We start from the raw sequence: 21,128 nt of genomic DNA, 5'->3' as shown, positions 1-21,128 counted from the left end.
TAGTAGAAAAAATCATTGGGCCGAAGCCCAATGACTGGGTTTGTTATTTTACAATTAGTTTTTCAGATTGTTTTAAGCTTCCATCATGAGATTCAAACTGAAGGATATAGTTTCCTGCAGAAATTCTGCTCAATTCGTATTGATTGTCTCCTGAGTTCAGGGATTTTGTGTCTACAATTCTTCCATTAAAATCATAAACCGTTAATTTTCCTTTGCTGTATTCATCAGGAACAGAAACTGTCAGTGATGAAGATTTGCTTACCGGATTAGGGTATAGTTTTATCTGATTTTTAATGCTTGTTTCTCCCACATTGATCGCCTTTTGGCTTGCAGTTCTTGCTAATGCTGAACTTCCTGTAGAACATGGCAGATCTGTACCCCAATTAGAAGAATCAACACCTGTCAGCGTAAGAGTCACTCCGTTTCCTGAAGTATCCTGAACTGTAGAACCATTTCCTTCGTTAAATTTCCAATACGCAGCCAGTGAAGTAGCCGGAACTGTTACATTACACATATTCTGACTGATTTCTGTCTGGCTCAATGCACGTTTCCAAACTCTTACCTCATCTACTTTACCATTAAAGTTTCTGGAAGTGTTATATAAATATCCAACGTTGAACGCTCCGGTTGAATTCACACTTCCGGTTTGTGCTTTAGTTGCATCCAGAACTCCGTTGATATACAATTTCATATTGCTACCATCATAAGTAGCTGCCACGTGATACCAGGTATTGGCATTCAAAGCAGTTACAGACGCCAGTTTTTGCTGTACATTATTAATACTTACCACAAACTGAAGTTTATTATTCGCAAGACTGGCATCTCCTAATCTTAAGAATGCAGAATTGCTGTCGCTTATCTCCGTTCCCATGATCGAGGAAATATATGGAGATGCTGATTTGAATGATGAAGGCTTGATCCATCCTTCAAAAGATAATGCGGAACCGCTTAGATTCAGACTTCCGGCAGCTCCTGATTCCGTGCTTCCATCCAGGGAAAGAGCATAAGAACCTGTAGGCGTTGTTCCTGAAGTGCTTGTAAATCTTGGAGCAAACATATAAGCACTTTTCACGCTGCAGTTGGTTCTGATTCTCCAGTCATATTCGGTATTGGCTGTTAATCCGGAAACGGTTATGGAAGTGGAACTTGTTGCTGACACCGCATTCGTCCAAGTTGTTGAAGATGCTGGTTTATAATCAATATCGTAAGTATTGGTTCCTACGGCTGACCAGTTTAGTTTTGCACTTGTTCCTGTAAGATTGCTTGTATACAATCCGATTGGAGCATCGCAATTTGTACCTTGTGTCCATGATTGTAAAGGAGTGCTTAAAACAGTCTGTTCTCCGTATAATGTCTGAGTTCCTGCTGAAAGCTGTGTTGCTTCATTGGTTCCGTGTAAATCATACCACATAAATACTCCATAGCCTCCATTTTTAGTCTGGGTAGCCAGGCTGGTGGTGGTAGAATTGGAAGTATTTCCCATCCATACAGCAGCAGGAGAGATTTGTGCTTTGGTAAGCGGAGGTACATTTGGGGCTGAGAACGTTCCATACATTGCATTCCAGCTGTAATTGACATTATCTCCTACTCTGGCACCATTCCAGGAAAGTCTTGAAGCAGCAGGACCATAATAATAGAATGAAATAATTTTATTCGGTAATAAGGCTCTGAGCTCCTGAACAAGCATTACAAAAGAGCTGTCATTAGGCTGCCCTGTTCCGTTATTTCCATATTCTGAATATTCATCATCAAAATCAATTCCATCAAGACCATAAGTATTCACTGTATTGGCAAGTTGTAATGCAAAGTCTTTTGCTGCTTCACGGGTAGGGAAATTACAGATTCCGGCACCCTGGTGATTTCCCAAAATCGTCAACACTACTTTCATTCCTTTTTGCTGGAGTGGTTTTATGTAGGTATCTGCATTGGTAAGAACTTTCGTAACGTTGTTATTGGAATACAAATAAGCTCTTCCACGGCTGGTATCATAATTAATGTTAGCCGCAAAAATATTGACCACATTGAACAGGTAGCTGTTCGATGTCTGCAGTTTGTACGATCCTGCATTCAGGATGTTGTTGTTGTTCACTTCCACATAGCATATTCCTGTAGGACTAAGCTGTTGTGCGTTAATCAGAGAACCAGACTGAAGCATCATGGCAATCAGTGCGGTAAAGATGGATTTTTTTTTCATTGTATAATTTTTTTAAGGTGTTTTGGTGTCTGAATTTTATATAGCATTCCCCTGACACCTTCTTTTTTGGGAAGGAATCTCAGATGAATACACCATATAAAAGGGAGGGCTATGTCAGTAGCTCAGGATTTTCGTTAAAGGTTTTCCATAACAATTCTCCAAACAAGGTATTTGCCCATGCAAACCATTCTCTGGTGAACTTTTTGGCATCGTCTTTATGGAAGGATTCATGCATAAAGCCTGTTCCTCCGTGCGTTTTCTGTAAGGTATCTATACACCATCTGATCTCACTTTTGTCTTTGGTAGTGAGTGCCTTCATTATGATACTCATTGGCCAGATCATGTCAAGTCCGATATGCGGACCTCCTATTCCCTCTGCCAGCTTACCTTTGAAGAAGAACGGATTGTTTTCTGACCATACAAATTTTCTTGTATTCAAATAAACAGGGTCATCAGCTTTCACCGCATCCAGATAAGGCAGTCCCAGCAAGCTTGGGCAGTTCGCATCATCCATCAGGTTGTAACTTCCGAAGCCATTCACTTCAAAAGCATATATTTTTCCAAATTCAGGATGATTGTAAATTCCGTATTTTTTGATGGCTGCATCTACCTCATCAGCAAGGCTGTTCAGTTGCTGAGCCAACGTTTTTTCATTTTTAATCTGAGAAACCATTTCCGCAGCCTGACGTAAGCTTACCACAGCAAATAAGTTGGAAGGAATCAGGAATCCATAGATGGTAGCATCATCACTTGGACGGAACATAGAGCTGATCAATCCTACAGGTTTTGTCGGATAACCATATCCTCCCATCGGTACCCCATCTGTTGCCCAGGCTGTTGTACGCTCGAATTTGTAAGGTCCAAGATCATGTTTTCTCTGCTGTTCTGTAAAGGTCTGCAGGGTAAGTTTAATTCCTTTCAGCCAGTTGGCATCAAAAGGTTTTGTATCTCCTGTTGTTTTCCAGAAGTGGTAGGCCAGACGGATAGGATAGCAAAGCGAATCAATTTCCCATTTTCTTTCATGGGTTCCCGGTTTCATATCGGTATGGTCGTATTCTTTCCATTTGCTAATCTTCTGATCATCGTTATAGAAAGCATTCGCGTAAGGATCTTTCAGGATGAAAGTAGTCTGTTTGTGGATTACTCCTGAGATCAGCTTATGTAATTTTTCGTCTTTTTTAGAGAACTGCAGATAAGGGAAAACCTGTGCAGAACTGTCACGAAGCCACATGGCATCGATATCTCCTGTGATTACGTACGTGTCAGGAGTTCCGTTGGTTTCATTATAGAAAACAGTAGTATCCAATGTATTCGGGAAGCAGTTTTCAAAAAGCCAGCTCAGCTCTTTGTTTTTTACTTTCTTTTTAAATGCTGCAATAGCACTTTCTACAGATTCGCTGGTAAAATGTCTTTTATCTTTAGGAACACGGACAACAGGAAAATCATCCAGTACTAAATTTTTAGCAAAAACATTTTGAGTAAACAGCAATCCGGCTCCTGCCAGTGCACTTGTTTTAATAAAATTTCTCCTTTCCATTGATACTTTGTTTCGTTTATTTTTATTAGTCTTATTTTACCGGTTTACTTCCCATTACGAATCTCAACTCACCTCCATTCATAATATCGCTGTGATTAAGCTCCCAGCTTTTGTATTCTTTCCCATTCAGGAACATTTTCTGTACATAGATATTCTTGTTGGATATCTTGTCAGCGATCACGGTAAAAGTTTTACCATTTTCTAATTTTAATGATGCTTTCGGGAATTGTGGTGCTCCGATGGCATAAACAGGTTTCCCAGGTGTCACAGGATAGAACCCTAATGATGAGAAGATATACCATGCTGACATTTGACCACAGTCTTCATTGTTAACGATTCCATCTGGTTTAGCAGCGTACATATTATCACGGATATATTTTACCATTTTCTGAGTCTTATAAGGACTTCCTGCATAATTGTACAGGTAGGGAACATGATGTCCCGGTTCATCTCCAAATCCTAGAGATCCGATGAATCCTGAGATATCTACATGCTGCTCTCCTTCCATATGAAGTGCTTCTGTAAAGGTTTTATCCAGTTTTTCTTCAAATCCTTTTTTCCCTCCATACAGATTCATCATTTCATCAATCTGATGAGGAACAAAGAAATCATAAGCCCAGATGTTTCCGGAAACCCAGTGTGGCTGAAGTTTTTTCCAGTCGTTAAGGGTAAAATCTGCTAAGAATTTCCCGTCTTTCTGTCTTGGCCAGAAGTGGTTATTTTCTTTATTGAAGGTATTCAGGAAGTTCATAGAACGTTTTTTATAGACTTCTGATTCTTCTTTTTTACCTAGTTTTTCAGCAAGCTGTTGAATACACCAGTCATCATATGAATATTCCAGTGTTGCTGAAACTGAAGCGCCGTTTTCTGATGGTGTATATCCTAATTTGATATAGTCATTAAGACCTCCGCCGCCATCGCTGCTGCTCATTTTATCTGTTAAAGAAGCATCTTTCATCGCAGCAAATGCTTTTTCAGCATCAATACCAGGAACTCCTTTTGAGATAGCATCCCAGATTACCGAAGCACTGTGATAGCCAAGCATACAGAAATTATCATATCCGCAAAGCTCCCAGATTGGCATGTGATCTTTACGATCTGTATATCTGCTGATCAAAGAGTTGGCGAATTCTTTTGTATGTTTCTGATCCATAATGGTAAGCAACGGATGTGTCGCTCTGAATCCGTCCCAATAAGAATAGGTACTGTAATTTGTGAACCATTTGGTATTCATGTTTTCCTGAGCGGCAACATAGTCTCCATTCACGTCCATGTAAAGGTTTGGGGCAATGAATGTATGATAAACTCCTGTGTAGAAAATTTTTCTCTGGCTGTCTGTACCTCCTGTTACCTGAAATCTGCCGATCAGATCCCTCCATGTCTTTTGTGCAGTTTCTTTCGCTTTTGCAAAGTCTATATTTTTTGCTTCTGTATCAAAGTTTTCCTGTGCATTCTCTGTACTCACCGGGGATAAAGAAACTTTTACTTCAATGCTTTCCTGATCTTCTGTTGAGAATCTTACGAATGCTTTAGCATCCTTTGCAAGGGCAATTTTTTCATCATTTTTGATTTTTCCGTCAGCATACACGCCATAAGACTTAAACGGTTTGGAAAACTCCATCACGAAGTAAGCAAATCGTTTACCTCCCCAGCCATTGCTGTAACAGTATCCTTTGATTTTATTATTGCCTTCTACACTCACCAAAGTATGGTAGATATTTCCGAAGATTTTATTAGTGGGATCAATAATGATATTGGCTTCACTACTCTTCGGGAAAGTATATTTATGAAATCCTACTCTTGGGGAAGCGGTAAGCTCTGCTTTAATTCCATAGCTGTCCAGCATTACGGAATAATACCCGGGAGAAGCAATTTCTTTATCGTGCGTGAATTTTGAACGGTACCCTGTTTCAGGATTCTCTTCCGTTCCTGGAACCATTTTTACCTGTCCTACGGTAGGCATTACCAGAATATCTCCAAGGTCTGCCCATCCTGTTCCACTCAAGTGGTTATGACTGAATCCCATGATCGTTTTGCTGCTGTAGTGATATCCGGAACACCAATCCCAATCGCCACTTTTTGTATTCTGATCCGGACTCAGCTGTATCATCCCGAATGGCGTGGTTGCTCCCGGAAATGTATGTCCGTGCCCTCCTGTGCCTATGAAAGGATCTACCCAGGATAAAACATCATTCTTATTTTGCTGGGCACTGGCTACAGAAATCAGGGTGGTAAAAAAGCAGATTAGCAGTTCTTTTTTCATGATAAGAGAGGTATCGGAGATTTTTTTGTTTAAAAGTTGGTTTAAAAATAGGAAAACCATTATAAAATTCCCAGAAAAAGGGAAAATTAAGATGATTAACCTATTTTCCTAAACTTTATATTACTTTATTAAATTGAATTCTTTTTCATAAAATCAATGATTTCTGAGATATATCCAAAGGCAATCGCAACTACGGTATCAGCAGCCCCGTAATATACTGTTACTTTGTCTCCTTCAGTCAATGCTGCACAAGGGAAAACCACATTTGGTACATCTCCTGTCAGTTCATACAATTCTGCTGGCGCCAACAGATAAGGTTTTGTTCTGTACAATACTTTTGTAGGATCTTCAAGATCAAGCAAAGCAGCTCCCATTGAATATCTGAATCCTCTGCAGGTATTAATCACTCCATGATAGAAAAGCAGCCATCCTTCTTCTGTTTTGATAGGAACCGGCCCTCCTCCGATTTTTGTACACTGCCATGCACTGTCTTCGAAAGGTGTTACTTTCATCACGCAACGGTGCTCTCCCCAGTACTTCATATCTGGGCTATAGCTGATATAAATATCACCAAAAGGCGTATGTCCGTTGTCACTAGGACGGCTCAGCATGGCATATTTACCATTGATTTTTTCAGGGAACAAAACTCCATTTCTGTTGAAGGGAAGAAATGCATTCTCACACTGAAAAAATTCTTTAAAATCAAAAGTATAACCAATTCCTATGGTAGGACCGTTGTATCCGTTACACCAAGTGATCCAGTAACGGTCTTCTATAAACGTTACACGGGGATCGTATTTGTAATCGGATTCAATCATATCCGTATTTCCTGCCTGCATTTCAATAGGGTCATGATTGATGTCCCAATTGATTCCGTCTTTACTGAAACCAGCAAAAATATTCATCTGTACTGCCTTGTTGTCGCAACGGAAGACTCCGGCAAATCCGTCTTCAAAAGGAATCACGGCACTATTGAATATACTGTTGGATGTTGGTATCGCGTATCTGTTAATGATCGGGTTTTCGGAAAACCTCCACATGATATCATTGCAACCTTCCGGGCGATCCTGCCAAGGGATCATTACTGATTGAGCTGTCATAAAGTATTTTTTACTTTTTATTTTTAATTATTATGAATTGATTTGTTGTTCTTTCTGATTTTCCGGATGAGGAAAAGGGACAAATAAAGTGACCAAAAAAGCAGGAATGGTAGCGATCAATACCCAGATAAAGAACATTTTGTACCCGATCCAGTCACTGATCATTCCGCTGAACATTCCGGGAATCATCACCCCAAGGTTCATAATTCCTGTTGCAAATGCATAATGTGCTGTTTTGTGTTTACCCGGTGCAATCTGCTGCATCATGTAGAGCATTAACCCTACAAAACCAAATCCGTAACCGAAATATTCTACTACTACAGCAATTCCCACAGGCATTAGATCTGAAGGCTGGTAATGAGCCAATAATGCATATACCACAAATGGAATATTAAACGCACAGCATAGCCATATCAAAGATCTTTTCAATCCGCGGGCTGAGATAAAATATCCTGCCAATACAGACCCTAAGATGAATGCTGCGGAACCGTATGTTCCGTAAATAAGTCCGATATCTGAAGTGGATAGTCCTAATCCTCCTGATGTCCTTGGAGCTTTAAAAAACAAAGGAGCTATTTTAATCGCAAATCCTTCTGCAAAACGGTACAGAATAATGAAGAGGATACACCATAAAATCTTCTTTTTGGTAAAGAAAGAGGTAATCACTTCTAACAATTCCTTACGAACATTTCCAGCGGTTTTCTCATCTTTCTGCTCTTCTTTATTTTCTTTTGGCAGAATGAAATAGTGATAAATCGCTAATACAAAAAACAGTAATGCATAGATCACCATAATGATCATCCAGGCATGCGTAACGCCTTTTGTTTTTTCTAAAACACCTGCGAAATAAACTAATGCTCCACTGCTGATAATCTTGGCAAGATTGTAAAAAGCGCCCTGCCAGCCAATATATTTCGCCTGCTCTTTATTGGTAAGAAAACCAATATACGTTCCGTCTGCTACCACATCATGGGTAGCTCCACAAAATGCTATTACGGCAAAAAGCGCAATACTGTATTTGAAAAAATCATGCATTGGAAGACTTAAAGCGACTAATGCAAACAGAATTCCTATAGCAAACTGAGTAGAAATAACAAAGAACTTTTTTGTTTTATAGATCTCCAAAAACGGACTCCAAAGTGGTTTTAAAGTCCAAGAGAATAGAATAAGAGCTGTCCAGAATGTAATCTGCGAATCCGAAACACCCATATCTTTATACATGATTCCTGAAACCGCATTAATGGTTACAAAGGGAACACCCATTGCAAAGTATAATGTGGAAATCCAAAGAATTGGCTGGATCCGACGGGTTCCGGAGTTGTTTTTTCCCATATTTAAAAATAAGATTCTAAATAAAAGAGAACATCTCAAAAATTCATTCAGACTAAAAACGAAACTATAATTTTTTTGGAGATTCTACTCTATTCTCCTGTCTTAATGAATGGATCAAATAAAAATCTGATATTGAGATGTCTCTTTATTGATGAGTGATTCTGAATATTTTTATTTCTTATCCCACCATAGCTTAGTGCCTCCGGTATCAGGTCCGTTCAGCATTTGTGCAGCCTGCTGGTAGTTATATAATGAAGTTTTGGTATCAATAGTGAAAGGAATTCTTCTGATCATTGCTTCCGTACTGATCGCTCCGCCGCTGTCATTTTTTCTTACCTTGAAAAGAATCGGGTAGCCTGTTCTTCTCTGCTCAGCCCATGCTTCCGGTCCGTTTGGATAAAGTGAAAGCCATTTTTGGGTAATAATTCTTTCTAATTTTCTTTCGTTGGTATCCCCGTTATTCCATGCAATAGTGATGGTACTTAATTGTGGATTTCCAACTGGTACATTGTTATCTGTATTCTTCGGGTCAACATAAGGAGCTTCTGTAGAAGTTGCATCGGCAAGATATGTTGTAACACTTGCGCTTTTTCCCCATTCTCCGAAAGATTGCTGCACTCCGGTAGTATAGTTGGTTTGAATATCACCTGCTCCTGCATAGCCTCTCAAAGCTGCTTCAGCTCTTAGGAACCATGTTTCTGCAGCAGTAAATAATTTCATTTTACCGTCAGTTCCGGAAAAATAATCTCCGCTGGCAGATTTTGCCTGTGGTTGCGAGAATCCTCCGTAAGTTGATTTACCATTTAATAAATCAATCCCCTGGCGTATTCCTATATATTTTCCTTGTAGACTAGCATCTGCTGCCGGAATAGCATATGCAGGAAGTCTTGGATCATTATATCCATTCATATAAGCCATCAGCGGAGCACCTATTAAACAATCTCCCCATGAGTAAATGATAAAACTCAATTCTGACTGTCCTACACTGATCAACGCATTATCTGCATTGTCAGTAATCAATCCTGCAGGTGAAGCCAAAGCCTCTTCTGCGTATTGTTTAGATTTTGCAGGATCAGCATAGCTCATTCTCATAGCCAGCCTCAGCTTCAATGAATTGGCAAATTTTGCCCATTGCGCCATATTTCCACCATATACTAAATCTGCTTTTTTCAATGCCGATTTATCTTCTACATTCTGTGTTGCTGACATGGCAATTACTTTCTGTAGATCTGTAATGGCTGCAGTCAGATCAGCAATAAAATAGTTATAGGCTTCTTGTTGAGAATCAAAATCAGTTACTCCATTCGGATTTGGCTTTTCATATTTGCTGTAAACTACAGGGCCATGGCTATCTGAAACTCTTGCGGCTGTAATGACTTTCAGAATTTTTTTAACAGCAAATGTTCCTGTAAAATCTACTCCCTTATAGATTTCCCTAGCCGTATTATCAATGATAAGAGAGTAATTGAAGATATCCTGTTGTCTGGCAATAATTCTATTGTTCCATCCATCCATCATTGAATAGGTAAGGTTATTTACCCCTCCGTTAAATGGTGTTGCTGTACTAAACATTCCACTGTACATATCTGCACTAAGGTTAGGATACAGCTGATAATCTGACTGTAATCCTCTTTGCATGGATTTCATCGGATCAACAACAGCAATAAAATCAGCGTAAAAATTTTCAGGACCTCCTGCCTTTTCCTGATTATACTGTTCAAAGTCATTAGTACATCCTGAAGCGGAGAACAATAGTACAGCTCCGAATGCCAATATTTTAATATGATTGATTTTCATTTTCTTAATTGTAAAAGTTAGAAGTTAGCTTTTAATGATAATCCAATAGATCGAGTAACCGGTAATCCGAATGAATCTACCCCAACTCCACCAGGTGTATTTCCAGATACCTGCTCTGGATCAAACGGTGCTTTTTTGTAGAAGAAAAATAAGTTGGTACCTACTAAACTTACTGTTGCATTTCTCATATATTTAGATTGAATATCAAAAGTATATGAAATGGAAGCCTGGCGTAAACGTATTGTTGTAGCACTGTACAGATAGGCTTCATCAATACCTTTTCCAAATCCTTCTGTTGTTCCAACTGCTTTATAATAATCTTTTGCATTGGTTAAACCAGTATACGCCTGCCCTGCATTAGGAGTTCCAGGTGCATACACTGCATTTGGAATAGATACCCCGCCCGCATCTCTTGCATCGGCTGTAGACTGACTAACTCCATAGATATCGTTTGCTTTTTCTGTAAGGGAAAGTACCTTACCTCCAAATTTACCATCAATAAGGAAAGATATTCCCAGCTTACCAATATTAAAAGAGTTATTGAATCCCATAATAAACTTAGGGTTCGGATTACCCAGATAAGAAGGAGTACCTTCTGCTAATGGGATTCCTTTTTCATTCACTAAAATACGTCCCTGATCGTCTCTTTTAAACTTAATTCCGTAAAGATCGCCAAAAGATCCTCCTAATTTCAGTTTTGTGTATTCCCCTCCTCCTGTTAATGAGAAAATTTGGTTTTCTGATATAGGTAAACTTGATGGAAACAATTCAACAATTTTGTTTTTGTTGGCAGAAGCATTTAATGTAGTTGTCCATCCAAATTTATCTGAACTGAAGACCTTATAGGATAATGAAGATTCAAAACCTGTATTTCGGATTTTCCCGGCATTAATATAATATGATCCCGGAGCTATCCCTCCGAAATAAGAATCTATTTTTGTCTCTAACAATTGATTACTCGTATTGGAGTTGTAGTAAGTAATATCAAAACTTAATTTGTTATTAAACATCCTTAGCTCTGTTCCAACTTCAAAAGTTTTATTAAATTCAGGTTTCGGAAACAGATCCTTATACTTAGGATCAGTAATGAATGAACTCTTTGGAAACACAAGTGTTCCTGCGTCTACCCCAAAGGTATATCCTTTATTATATTCAATCATTGCATTGGAAATATTGGTAGGCAACCCTAATCCTACAGTTGCATAAGATCCTCTTACTTTCCAGAAACTAATGGCTTCCGGCAGTTTGAAAACAGAAGATAACACAGCATTAGCTCCAACAGATTCATAGTCAAATCCTGTTCTTCCCGTTAAGGCCAAACTGGAATCCCAGTCATTTCTAAAAGTCATGTCTACATAAAACATATTTTTATAACCTAATGTAGCACTGGCAAATACAGATTGCACCTGCTTCTTCATATTGGTATAGATATTATGATATCCATCACCAGGGGATCTTTTTTTACCCCATTCAAGATTACTCAACGTGAAAAGATTAGGATTTGTCAGATAAGCATTATCAATTTGTCCTATTTTATTTCTTGTCGTATTGATACTTCCTCCTACCGTAAAATCTAAAGAGATAGACTCATTTATTTTAGGACTACCGATAAGCAATACGTCCCCATATGTAGAAGAGTTTTCATATGTATTTTTAAGGATTCTTCCATTAATCCCCTCATTAACAGCCAGTAAAGTAGGTGCTGAAAAAGCAGCAATATCACGTTGACTGTCTGAAATATTCCAGCTATAATTTCCTCTCACTCTTGCCGTTAACCAAGGATTGATCTGGTAAGATAGTGAAAGTGCTCCATAAGTATTTTTATTGCTTACAGTAACCGGATTACGGTTTAAAATCCAATAAGGGTTCTGTGTTGGCGGGTTTCCTTTAAAACTTCCATCTGGATTAACCTCCCACCAGTTTTGAGCGGGTAAATACCTTTCTTTATTTAAATAAGCGTAATTATCAGGACCATACTGATCAAAATCCACTCCTCTTGGCAGCCAATACAAACTTGTCAAAGGAGAAAAAGATGCTCCAGGAGTCTGTCTGTTCTTACTTTCCTGTAATGAACCTATGAAGTTGGCATCTAATGTTAACTTATCGTCCAGAAACTTACTTGAATTTCTGAAAGAAACATTGTACTGATCAAAATAAGACATGGGAACCACTCCTTTGTTGGTGGTATTTCCAATAGAGAAATAGCTTGTTGATTTTTCATTTCCTGACTGGAAAGATAGACTGTTTACCCATGTCGTTCCTGTCTGCAGAAAATCTTTAAGATAATCTTTGGAAGCACCTTTTGCACCCCAGCTTTCTATTGACTGTCCCGGCTGTGATCCTGATACAGAAGGGTCATAAGACAGATAACTGTGCTGTAGTTTTGGAAGACTGTATGCTCTGTCTACAGTAAGGCTGGAACTGTAAGTAATTGAGCTTTTCCCTGCACGTCCTTTTTTTGTCGTAATCAGGATAGCCCCGTTACCTCCGGCAGAACCGTACAATGCAGAAGCAGAAGCTCCTTTCAGGAAGTTGATGCTTTCAATATCATCAGGGTTTATGGAGCTCAGTACATCTCCCGGATCCGGCATATTGGAATATTGCCCGATATCCGCAGATTTTCCTGTTCCGTTGATAATAGGAATACCATCAATTACATACAGTGGCTGTGCACTGTTGACAGACTTGTCTCCTCTCATGACCACCCTTACGGAGCTACCTACACCATTGGTTCTGTTGATCTGTACGTTGGAAACTTTTCCATTGATCGAATTTAATAGATTAGGAGTTTTCACTTCTGTAAGCTCATCTCCACCAATCTGCTGACTGGAATACGTCAAAGAGCGGGCCTGCCTTTTTATCCCCAAAGAGGTGACCACAACCTCCTCAATACTGGTTGTCTTCGTAGTGTCGGCCGCTTTTTTCTCCTGTGCATTCGCAGTAAGTGAAAAAACGAACAGAACGGGTATAACTGCTTTTCTCATAAGGTATAGATTCGTTAGATTTAATTGAGAATCAGTGACATTACTTTATTTTTTAATACAAAAAAAATTATTGTTTTTTCAGCAAAATTTTGCCGTTTATGTATTAAATAATTTAAAGTTTTGTTAAGATTTAATTCACATTCACAAATCTAAATTTTGTTGCCAGTCTGATATAATACTATTTTATCATAAAACGATATTATTTTTTCAGCAATCAAATTTAAAAGCTATTAACACTTTAAATATCAACAAAATACAACACTTCCCAAACAATTAAAAAAAGGGGATTTATTCAGGTATTTTGACAAAATAAAAGTAGATTTCTATACACAATTTTAGTGTAATAGATAAGGTACAAAAAAGAAAAAAGTAAATTTTTAATACATATTATTCAATCTTTTTAACTCCTTTAAACTGCTCTTTAAATTCAGTTGGAGTTGTCTTTTTGATGGACTTAAATACCTTATTGAAATTGGCAATATTATTAAATCCGGCTTCAAAAGCAATTTCAAAGACTGTAAGATTCTTTTCCATCAACCAGCGTGCAGCGTAACTGATTCTGATCTCATTAAGATAATTAACAAAAGTTTTCCCCGTTCTTTTTTTGATAAATCTGTTAAACGTCACATTACTCATATTCACCAATGATGCTACATTATCCAGCGTTATTTTGTTCTCGAAATTTTTATGAACAAAATCATGAACAACCTTCATTTTATCATTATCCGCAAAAGACTCAAGCTCAATACTATACGAAGACAAAAGTGTTTTATTTTCTGCTACAGCCAATTCATTCAGAATTTTCATAATTTCTATAAAAGATTCAAAACTGTTCATCTTGGAAAGATTGAGAAACGAATCTTTTAGTTTCTCAGCCGTTTCTGTAGAAAAAAGAATTCCTCTGATGGAGTCTTTCATCAGATTATTGATAGGTTTCAGAATATTTTTTTCCATTAGTGACTGATGGAAGAAATCCTGATTAAATTGTATAGTAATTTCGTGGGTTTTTCTGTTCTTACATCTATAATTTGCCCAACAGTGTGGTAAATTGGGTCCTACCAGCACCAACTCTATATTTCCGATCTCTCCGGTATGGTCTCCAATCATTCTTCTATACCCTTTCCCTTTGTAGATAAAATTGATTTCAATTTCCGGATGATAGTGGTACGGAAAGTCGAAGGAGGCCTTAATCCTGTCAAATACGAGAAAACTATCCTCAGGAGATAGTGGAGTTATTTCTCTCAGAATATTTTCTAATTCGCTCATACAGGCAGTTATGAAAAAAGGTTAATACTTTTAGGTCACAATACAAATCTTTGTAAAAATGATAAAATAATATCAATGTAAAAACATATTTCCGATTTATTTTATTTCAATTTTATATATCAAACATAAGAAATCATAGGTTCAATAATTTAATGCAGCTCAAATCATGCTTTTTTGTATCTTTAAACTAAAGTTAAAGGATGCCACAACAGCTTATTTTTGAAGATCATTATAAAAGATTCGGACTGGAAGTATTTTCAGAAGAAAATCTGGAGAATTTCAACGGGAATCGGTTCTCTGCAGATATTAAAGTATTTTTTATTCCTTCAGAATATGAACTTACAATAGATTTTACTCATTATAAAACAAAGAAGCCTTCACTTTTCTTCCTCACCAACCAACATTTGAGTATCCAAAAAGGGAAAGATGAATCTATTCTTCTTTTCTACAACCGGGATTTTTACTGTATTCAGATCCATGATAAAGAAGTGGCTTGCGACGGCCTTCTCTTTCATAATGTATTTGAAATTCCTTTTGTAGAGCTTGATGATTCTGAAACCTCTCTTATAAAAAGTTTGTTCCAGAATATTCAGGAAGAACTTGAATGGAAAGATTCTTCCGCAGAGGAAATGATCAGAACCTATGTAAAACAGATCATCATCAGGGCTACCCGCAAATGGAAGAAACAAAATCTGGATAATGATACACTCAGAATACCAGGCAGTGAGCTTGATATTTTCCGGGATTTCAGCAGACACCTTGAAATTCATTTCAGAGAGAAGCATAATGTAGCAGAATACGCTGAGCTGCTTCATATAGCTCCGAAAACATTAACTCATAAATTTAAAAATTTAAATCTGGACTCACCCAATCAGTTTATCATCAACAGAATCTTATTAGAAGCAAAGAGGTTACTGTTTTATACGGATAAACCTGTGAAAGAAATTGCTTACGGTCTTGGTTATGAAGATCCGGCTTATTTTAACCGTCTTTTCACCAACAAAACAGGAAGCACTCCTGCAAATTTCAAAAAAAATTACACTTCGGGAAAAAAGTACAATATTTAAATCATTTTATCTATTGAATACTCCCCGTCACAGACATACCTTTGTAACATCAAAATCAAACAACAATACTAAATACAAAAACAAACATTATGAGACGTAACGCAACAGCCGTTTGGAACGGTACTATCAAAGAAGGAAAAGGACATTTAACAACACAAAGTACAACTTTAAACCAGACTCAATATTCTTTCAACAGCCGTTTTGCGGATGGTGTAGGTACCAACCCTGAAGAATTACTGGCAGCAGCTCATGCTGGATGCTTCACGATGAAACTGGATGCAGAATTATCTCAGGCAGGTTATAATCCTGAAGAATTAAAAACAACTTCGGTCATCACTCTTGATCCTAATATTGGAAAGATTACAAAATCTGAGCTGACATTGACCGCTAAGGTTCCGGGAATCTCTGAAGAAGAATTCCAGAAATTTGCTAAAATCGCTGAAGAAGGATGTCCTGTAAGTGCAGCATTCAACTTTGAGATTACATTGAATGCTACTTTAGAAAATTAAAAACCTTAATTTCAATATCAATAGGAACGGGCTTTAGCCCGTTTTTTATTTTAAAAACAATTCGATTGGCTTTAGCCAAAACTTAAAGCCACAAAAATAGGTGCATCAAGTAAATCTTCAAACAAATATACCGAATGGTATATTTTTGTATATTTGCATATAATTAAGCATTTAAATGTCGAAGGCAGAAAAAACAAAACAGCATATCATTGAGAAAACAGCTACTCTTTTTAATACGAAGGGTTATATTTCCACCTCATTATCCGACATTACTCAGGCCACCGGACTGACGAAAGGAAGTATCTATGGAAATTTTGAAAACAAAGATGAAGTAGCAATTGAAGTTTACAAATACAATTCCGGATTATTGAGCAAAACACTCAGTCGTTCTTTTGGTGAAGAGTATCCAACCTCACTGGATAAACTGCATGCTTTTGTAGATTTTTACCGGAAAAACTGGAAGTTTGTCTTTGCCAACGGCGGCTGTCCGTTAATGAATGCTGCAACTGAAGCTGATGATTCTTTTCCTGCATTAAAAACTCAGGTTAAAAAATCTTTTGAACAATGGATGACAAAAATATCAAATGCCATTGCAGAAGGGCAAAGTAAAGGTGAAGTTGATAAAAAAGTCAATGCTGAGCAATTCGCATCTCTATTCATCATGCTTATTGAAGGCGGAATCCTGCTTTCAAAAACAATGGGTGACCAAAGTTTTCTAAACCACGCTTTAGATAAAGTCAGTCATATGATTGATCATGAACTCAATATTCTTCCATCATAAATTATACAATATGGAAACAAAAAAAGTGGCTATTGTAGGATACAACAGAATTCCTTTTGCCAGAATGAATACCGCTTATTCAGAGCAGGGTAATCAGGATCTACTTCTTGCTTCTCTCAACGGATTAATAGATCGTTATCATTTAAAAGGAAAACGGCTCGGAGAAGTTGCTGGCGGCGCAGTCATTAAACACATTTCTGAAAGTAACCTCATCAGGGAAACAGTGATGAATACCACACTTGATCCTGCAACTCCTGCCTGTGATCTTCAGCAGGCATGTGATACAGGAATTGAAGCAGCTATTTATATCGGAAATAAAATTGCATTGGGCCAGATAGAATCAGGGATTGCATGCGGTGTGGAAGCAATGAGCAACATCCCGTTTGAGTCTTCACCAAGATTAAGAAAAGCGCTTTTAAAAGCCAATAAAGAAAAGTCTGCTTTTGGAAAAATAAAACAGCTTTTAAGTCCGAAACTGAAAGACTGGATGCCTATTCCTTACAAAGGACAGGAGCCTAAAACAGGTCTGGTAATGGGTGAACACACAGAAATTACTGCCAAATACTACAATATTCCCAGAGAAGAACAGGATTTACTGGCTTTAAAAAGTCATCAGAATATGGCTAAAGCTTATGATGAAGGATTCTTTGATGATATGATTACTCCTGCATTTGGCTTAGATAAAGACAATAATCTGAGACGTGACAGTAGTATTGAAAAACTATCACAACTAAAACCTGCTTTTGATAAACAGAACGGAACGTTAACCGCAGGAAATTCTACCCCTTTTACGGACGGAGCTTCCGCAGTTTTGCTGGCCAGTGAAGAGTGGGCAAAAGCTAACAACCTTCCTGTTTTAGCTTATATCAGTTTTTCGGAACTGGCAGGAATAGAATATGTTGAAAATAAACAGGATCTTCTTCTTGCTCCTGTTTTTGCCGCAGAGAGAATGCTTAAAAAAGCAGGGATGAATCTTTCTGACTTTGATTATTATGAAATTCATGAAGCTTTTGCAGCACAGGTTTTAGCTACCATCAAAATCTGGGAAAATGAGGAGCTTGCGCAAAAATTCGGGTTGGAAAAAGCCCTCGGAAAAATAGACAGAAGTAAACTGAATGTAAAAGGAGGAAGCCTTGCCGCCGCCCATCCTTTTGCCGCAACAGGAGGAAGAATTATCGCAACACTGGCAAAACTTCTTCATGAAAAAGGCAGCGGAAAAGGATTTATATCCATCTGTGCAGCCCGTGGACAGGGAGTAACCATGATTTTAGAAAAGTAAAAATTAAATATGGATAGATTAGCACAATTACAGCAATTCATTGGAAAAGAATTCGATCAGTCACCATCCCCTTTTATGAAATGGCTGAATCCCATCGTTCTTTCTGCAGATGAGGGACAACTGTCATTTCAGTATACGGTAAGACCGGAATGGCTGAATCCCATAGGAAACCTGCATGGTGGAGTTACAGCCGCAATAGTAGACGACATCATTGGTGCCACCATGTTTTCTTTAAATGAAAATTCTTTCATTACCACCATAAATAATGTCATTGATTATTTTTCAACTGCAAAAGAAAATGATAATATTGTAGCCGAAACTAAAATCATTAAAAGAGGAAAGCAGTTTGTAAACGCTCAGTGCGAAATATGGAATGCAGATAAGACCCGCCTAATAGCGAGAGGAACCTCGAATTTATTCAAAATCAATAACTAAGTATGAAAAGAGTTGTCATTACAGGTCTTGGCGCAGTGACGCCTTTGGGAAATAATGTCGAAGAATTTTGGCAAAACAGCATCAATGGAGTGAGTGGAGCAAACAAAATCACCCATTTTGACACAGAAAAGTTTAAAGTACATTTTGCTTGTGAAGTTAAAAATTTTGATCCAAAAGTACATTTAACCCACAACGAAATTAAAAGAAGTGATTTATTTTCACAATATGCAATGTATTCCACAGCAGAAGCTTTAAAAGATTCAGGGCTTGAGCTGGAAAACATGGATCCATTTGACATTGGTGTGATCTGGGGAACAGGACAAGGCGGAATGTGGACTTTCGAAAGTGAGGTCATGAATTTTGCGGCTGGGGACGGAACTCCAAGATTCAATCCTTTCTTTGTACCGAAATTTATTGCTAACATGGCATCAGGAATGATTTCTATGAAATATGGTCTTCAGGGAATCAATTATACAACTGTTTCTGCATGTGCCACCGGAAATACGGCATTAATGGATGCCTTCAATTATATTCGACTAGGAAAAGCAAAAGTGATTGTAAGCGGTGGCTCTGAGGCTGCCATTTCTCCTGCCTCTATCGGAGGATTTTCTATTATGAAAGCCATGTCTACAAGAAATGATGATTTTGCAACAGCAAGCCGTCCTTATGATGCAGATAGAGATGGTTTTGTAATGGGTGAAGGTTCGGGAACTCTGATCCTGGAAGAATATGAGCACGCCAAAGCAAGAGGAGCAAAAATCTATGCAGAACTGGTAGGTGCAGCGATGACAGCAGATGCCTATCATATGACAGCACCTCATCCTGATGGTGTTGGAGCTATCAAAGCAATGCAGTTAGCTCTTAATGAAGCAGAAATCAATGTAGATAATATTGATTATATTAATCCACATGCTACGTCTACCCCACTGGGAGATCTGGTTGAACTGAACGGAATTAATAAATTATTTAAAGGAAGCAAAAACCTTGATATCAGTGCAACGAAATCAATGACTGGTCACCTGTTGGGTGCTGCCGGAGCAGTGGAAGCCATTCTTTCAATCAAGGCTATTCAGAATGGAATTATTCCTCCAACAATCAATCTTCACAGTATTGATGAGAATATTCCTCAGGATATCAATATCGTCTTTGGAGAAGCAAAGGAAAAAGATATTACGTATGCTTTAAGTAATGCTTTTGGATTTGGAGGCCATAATGCCACTTTAATTTTTAAGAAATTTTCTTAATTTTTAAAATGCATTTCTAGTGATTTTATATCTGAAATTTACTAATAGATTCTTGCTTAGTCCTAAGGACAAAATGTAGAAAGATCTTTAATAAAATATTTACAATCCCTGTGTTTTTTAAAGTACAGGGATTTTTTATGTATGAAAGTTTTTGTAAGTTAGTTCCCCTACAAAATATTTTATGAAGAAACTTTTCTATACAGTGTTAATTCTCATTTCAAATTGTATTTATTCTCAGAATAATTTTGAAATTGATCTCCGTTCAGATTCATACATTAATGACAGTCTCATGTTGGGAGCTCCAATAACGAGAAAAGGATTTGGAGACCTTTATACATTCAAAATCCAGCCGAACAACAATATTTCTGATTTTGGAAAAAAGATGAGGATGGATCATTCCATTTATTATTTTAAAATTCAAAAGAAAAATATTGTCAATGGTTTTATAGAATACCCTCAGCCTGTAGCTTTTGGCTATATGGTAAAAAAGGGTGAAGCAGCCTATAGTACAAAAGTATTTTTCTTAGAAAAAGGAAAATATAAAATTGATTTACCCAAAGACATTCATAATGTAGAACTTAATATAGACTCCCCGACTAACAGAGAATATAAGATTTTACAAACATCATTGGAACCGTTTTATATAAAATCAAAAAGTCCTCACCAGCTTGACAGTTTGATCAATATGGACAAAAAACAGGAATTTTTAAGAGAATATATCAGGAGAAATCCAGATTCATATGTAGCATTATGGGAAATTGTGAATGATTATACTCTTAACGATTACCATCCTGCTTACTTGGAAAACTTGAATTTATTTTCTGCAAAATTTAAACAAAACAAATTATACAAAGGTGTTGAAGCTCGTTTAAAAGCAGAACAATCTACATCCATCGGACAAAAAATACCTGATATCTATTTTGACAAGCAGAATAAATTGACTTCTGAAGACTTTAAGAAATATAAATTAACCTTTATCGATTATTGGTCAACAACTTGTGCTCCCTGCATAAAAGGAATGCCAGAAATTGTGAATCTGTACAATGAATATAAAGGCCAAAATGTAAATTTTATTACAATTACAGACGAGCAAAAATCTAATAGAATGGAGGTTGCCAGGAATATTTTAAAGAAAAATAATGCGAATTGGGTTAATTTCTTTGATGTAAACAAAGACTTTCAAAAGAAAGTGAATGCTACAAGCTACCCTCTTCATTTTATCATCGATGAAAACGGAAAAATAATTGCCCGAATAAGCAATAGCATTGAGGAGGCAAGAACAATTATTAAAGAATATTTACAATAATTTCTTCAAAAGAAAAAAGCAGTCAAAAAAATGA

15 protein-coding genes are annotated in these 21,128 nt (G+C 37.4%); 7 read left to right on the top strand and 8 right to left on the bottom strand.

What is annotated here, in order from left to right; genetic code table 11:
• Positions 1 to 43 precede the first annotated feature (43 nt).
• The 8 genes from REB14_RS13895 to REB14_RS13860 all read right to left on the bottom strand — a co-directional run bounded on the left by REB14_RS13895 (position 44) and on the right by REB14_RS13860 (position 14,473).
• Entirely contained in the window at positions 44 to 2,194 is a 2,151-nt protein-coding gene (locus REB14_RS13895; RefSeq protein ID WP_309522459.1) for an endo-beta-N-acetylglucosaminidase H, read from the bottom strand.
• Positions 2,195 to 2,303: 109 nt separating this feature from the next.
• On the bottom strand, positions 2,304 to 3,731 hold the full coding sequence (locus tag REB14_RS13890; RefSeq protein ID WP_079240078.1) for a glycoside hydrolase family 125 protein: 1,428 nt from the start codon (positions 3,729 to 3,731) through the stop codon (positions 2,304 to 2,306).
• A gap of 31 nt (positions 3,732 to 3,762) precedes the next feature.
• A complete protein-coding gene (locus REB14_RS13885) occupies positions 3,763 to 5,994 on the bottom strand; it encodes a GH92 family glycosyl hydrolase (protein ID WP_309522458.1) in 2,232 nt (743 codons plus the stop codon).
• Between the two features lie 128 nt (positions 5,995 to 6,122).
• On the bottom strand, positions 6,123 to 7,094 hold the full coding sequence (locus REB14_RS13880) for a glycoside hydrolase family 130 protein (RefSeq protein ID WP_047376309.1): 972 nt from the start codon (positions 7,092 to 7,094) through the stop codon (positions 6,123 to 6,125).
• A 30-nt stretch (positions 7,095 to 7,124) separates the two neighbouring features.
• A complete protein-coding gene (locus REB14_RS13875) occupies positions 7,125 to 8,426 on the bottom strand; it encodes an MFS transporter (RefSeq protein ID WP_079240077.1) in 1,302 nt (433 codons plus the stop codon).
• Between the two features lie 171 nt (positions 8,427 to 8,597).
• A complete protein-coding gene (locus tag REB14_RS13870) occupies positions 8,598 to 10,223 on the bottom strand; it encodes a SusD/RagB family nutrient-binding outer membrane lipoprotein (protein ID WP_079240076.1) in 1,626 nt (541 codons plus the stop codon).
• A gap of 17 nt (positions 10,224 to 10,240) precedes the next feature.
• The gene (locus tag REB14_RS13865; RefSeq protein WP_309522457.1) at positions 10,241 to 13,207 is read right to left on the bottom strand and encodes a SusC/RagA family TonB-linked outer membrane protein; all 2,967 of its coding nucleotides are present in this window, start codon (positions 13,205 to 13,207) and stop codon (positions 10,241 to 10,243) included.
• A gap of 387 nt (positions 13,208 to 13,594) precedes the next feature.
• On the bottom strand, positions 13,595 to 14,473 hold the full coding sequence (locus REB14_RS13860) for an AraC family transcriptional regulator (protein ID WP_034691624.1): 879 nt from the start codon (positions 14,471 to 14,473) through the stop codon (positions 13,595 to 13,597).
• Between the two features lie 200 nt (positions 14,474 to 14,673).
• Here REB14_RS13860 and REB14_RS13855 point away from each other — a divergent pair, with 200 nt between their 5' ends.
• From REB14_RS13855 to REB14_RS13825, 7 genes are all read left to right on the top strand, one after another.
• A complete protein-coding gene (locus REB14_RS13855) occupies positions 14,674 to 15,540 on the top strand; it encodes a helix-turn-helix domain-containing protein (protein ID WP_079240074.1) in 867 nt (288 codons plus the stop codon).
• An 89-nt stretch (positions 15,541 to 15,629) separates the two neighbouring features.
• Positions 15,630 to 16,049 carry an OsmC family protein gene (locus REB14_RS13850; RefSeq protein ID WP_002982623.1) on the top strand — a complete coding sequence of 140 codons (420 nt, stop codon included), beginning with the start codon at positions 15,630 to 15,632 and terminating at the stop codon, positions 16,047 to 16,049.
• Between the two features lie 175 nt (positions 16,050 to 16,224).
• Positions 16,225 to 16,830: a TetR/AcrR family transcriptional regulator gene (locus tag REB14_RS13845; RefSeq protein WP_079240073.1), complete on the top strand. Its 606-nt coding sequence runs from the start codon at positions 16,225 to 16,227 to the stop codon at positions 16,828 to 16,830.
• Positions 16,831 to 16,840: 10 nt separating this feature from the next.
• Complete coding sequence (locus REB14_RS13840) at positions 16,841 to 18,109, top strand: acetyl-CoA C-acetyltransferase (protein WP_309522456.1); 1,269 nt, start codon at positions 16,841 to 16,843, stop codon at positions 18,107 to 18,109.
• Positions 18,110 to 18,118: 9 nt separating this feature from the next.
• Positions 18,119 to 18,544 carry a PaaI family thioesterase gene (locus tag REB14_RS13835; RefSeq protein ID WP_079240072.1) on the top strand — a complete coding sequence of 142 codons (426 nt, stop codon included), beginning with the start codon at positions 18,119 to 18,121 and terminating at the stop codon, positions 18,542 to 18,544.
• 2 nt (positions 18,545 to 18,546) lie between these two features.
• The gene (gene fabF, locus REB14_RS13830) at positions 18,547 to 19,788 is read left to right on the top strand and encodes a beta-ketoacyl-ACP synthase II (RefSeq protein ID WP_079240071.1); all 1,242 of its coding nucleotides are present in this window, start codon (positions 18,547 to 18,549) and stop codon (positions 19,786 to 19,788) included.
• Positions 19,789 to 19,969: 181 nt separating this feature from the next.
• Positions 19,970 to 21,094, top strand: a complete 1,125-nt coding sequence (locus REB14_RS13825) for a TlpA family protein disulfide reductase (protein ID WP_309522455.1) — start codon at positions 19,970 to 19,972, stop codon at positions 21,092 to 21,094.
• The last annotated feature ends 34 nt before the right edge of the window (positions 21,095 to 21,128 follow it).

The sequence above is a fragment of the Chryseobacterium metallicongregator genome (assembly GCF_031324065.1).
In the GTDB taxonomy this organism is placed as follows: Bacteria; Bacteroidota; Bacteroidia; order Flavobacteriales; family Weeksellaceae; genus Chryseobacterium; species Chryseobacterium metallicongregator.
Note: the sequence above shows the minus strand (reverse complement) of the source record. Positions and strands in the feature narration are given on the sequence as shown.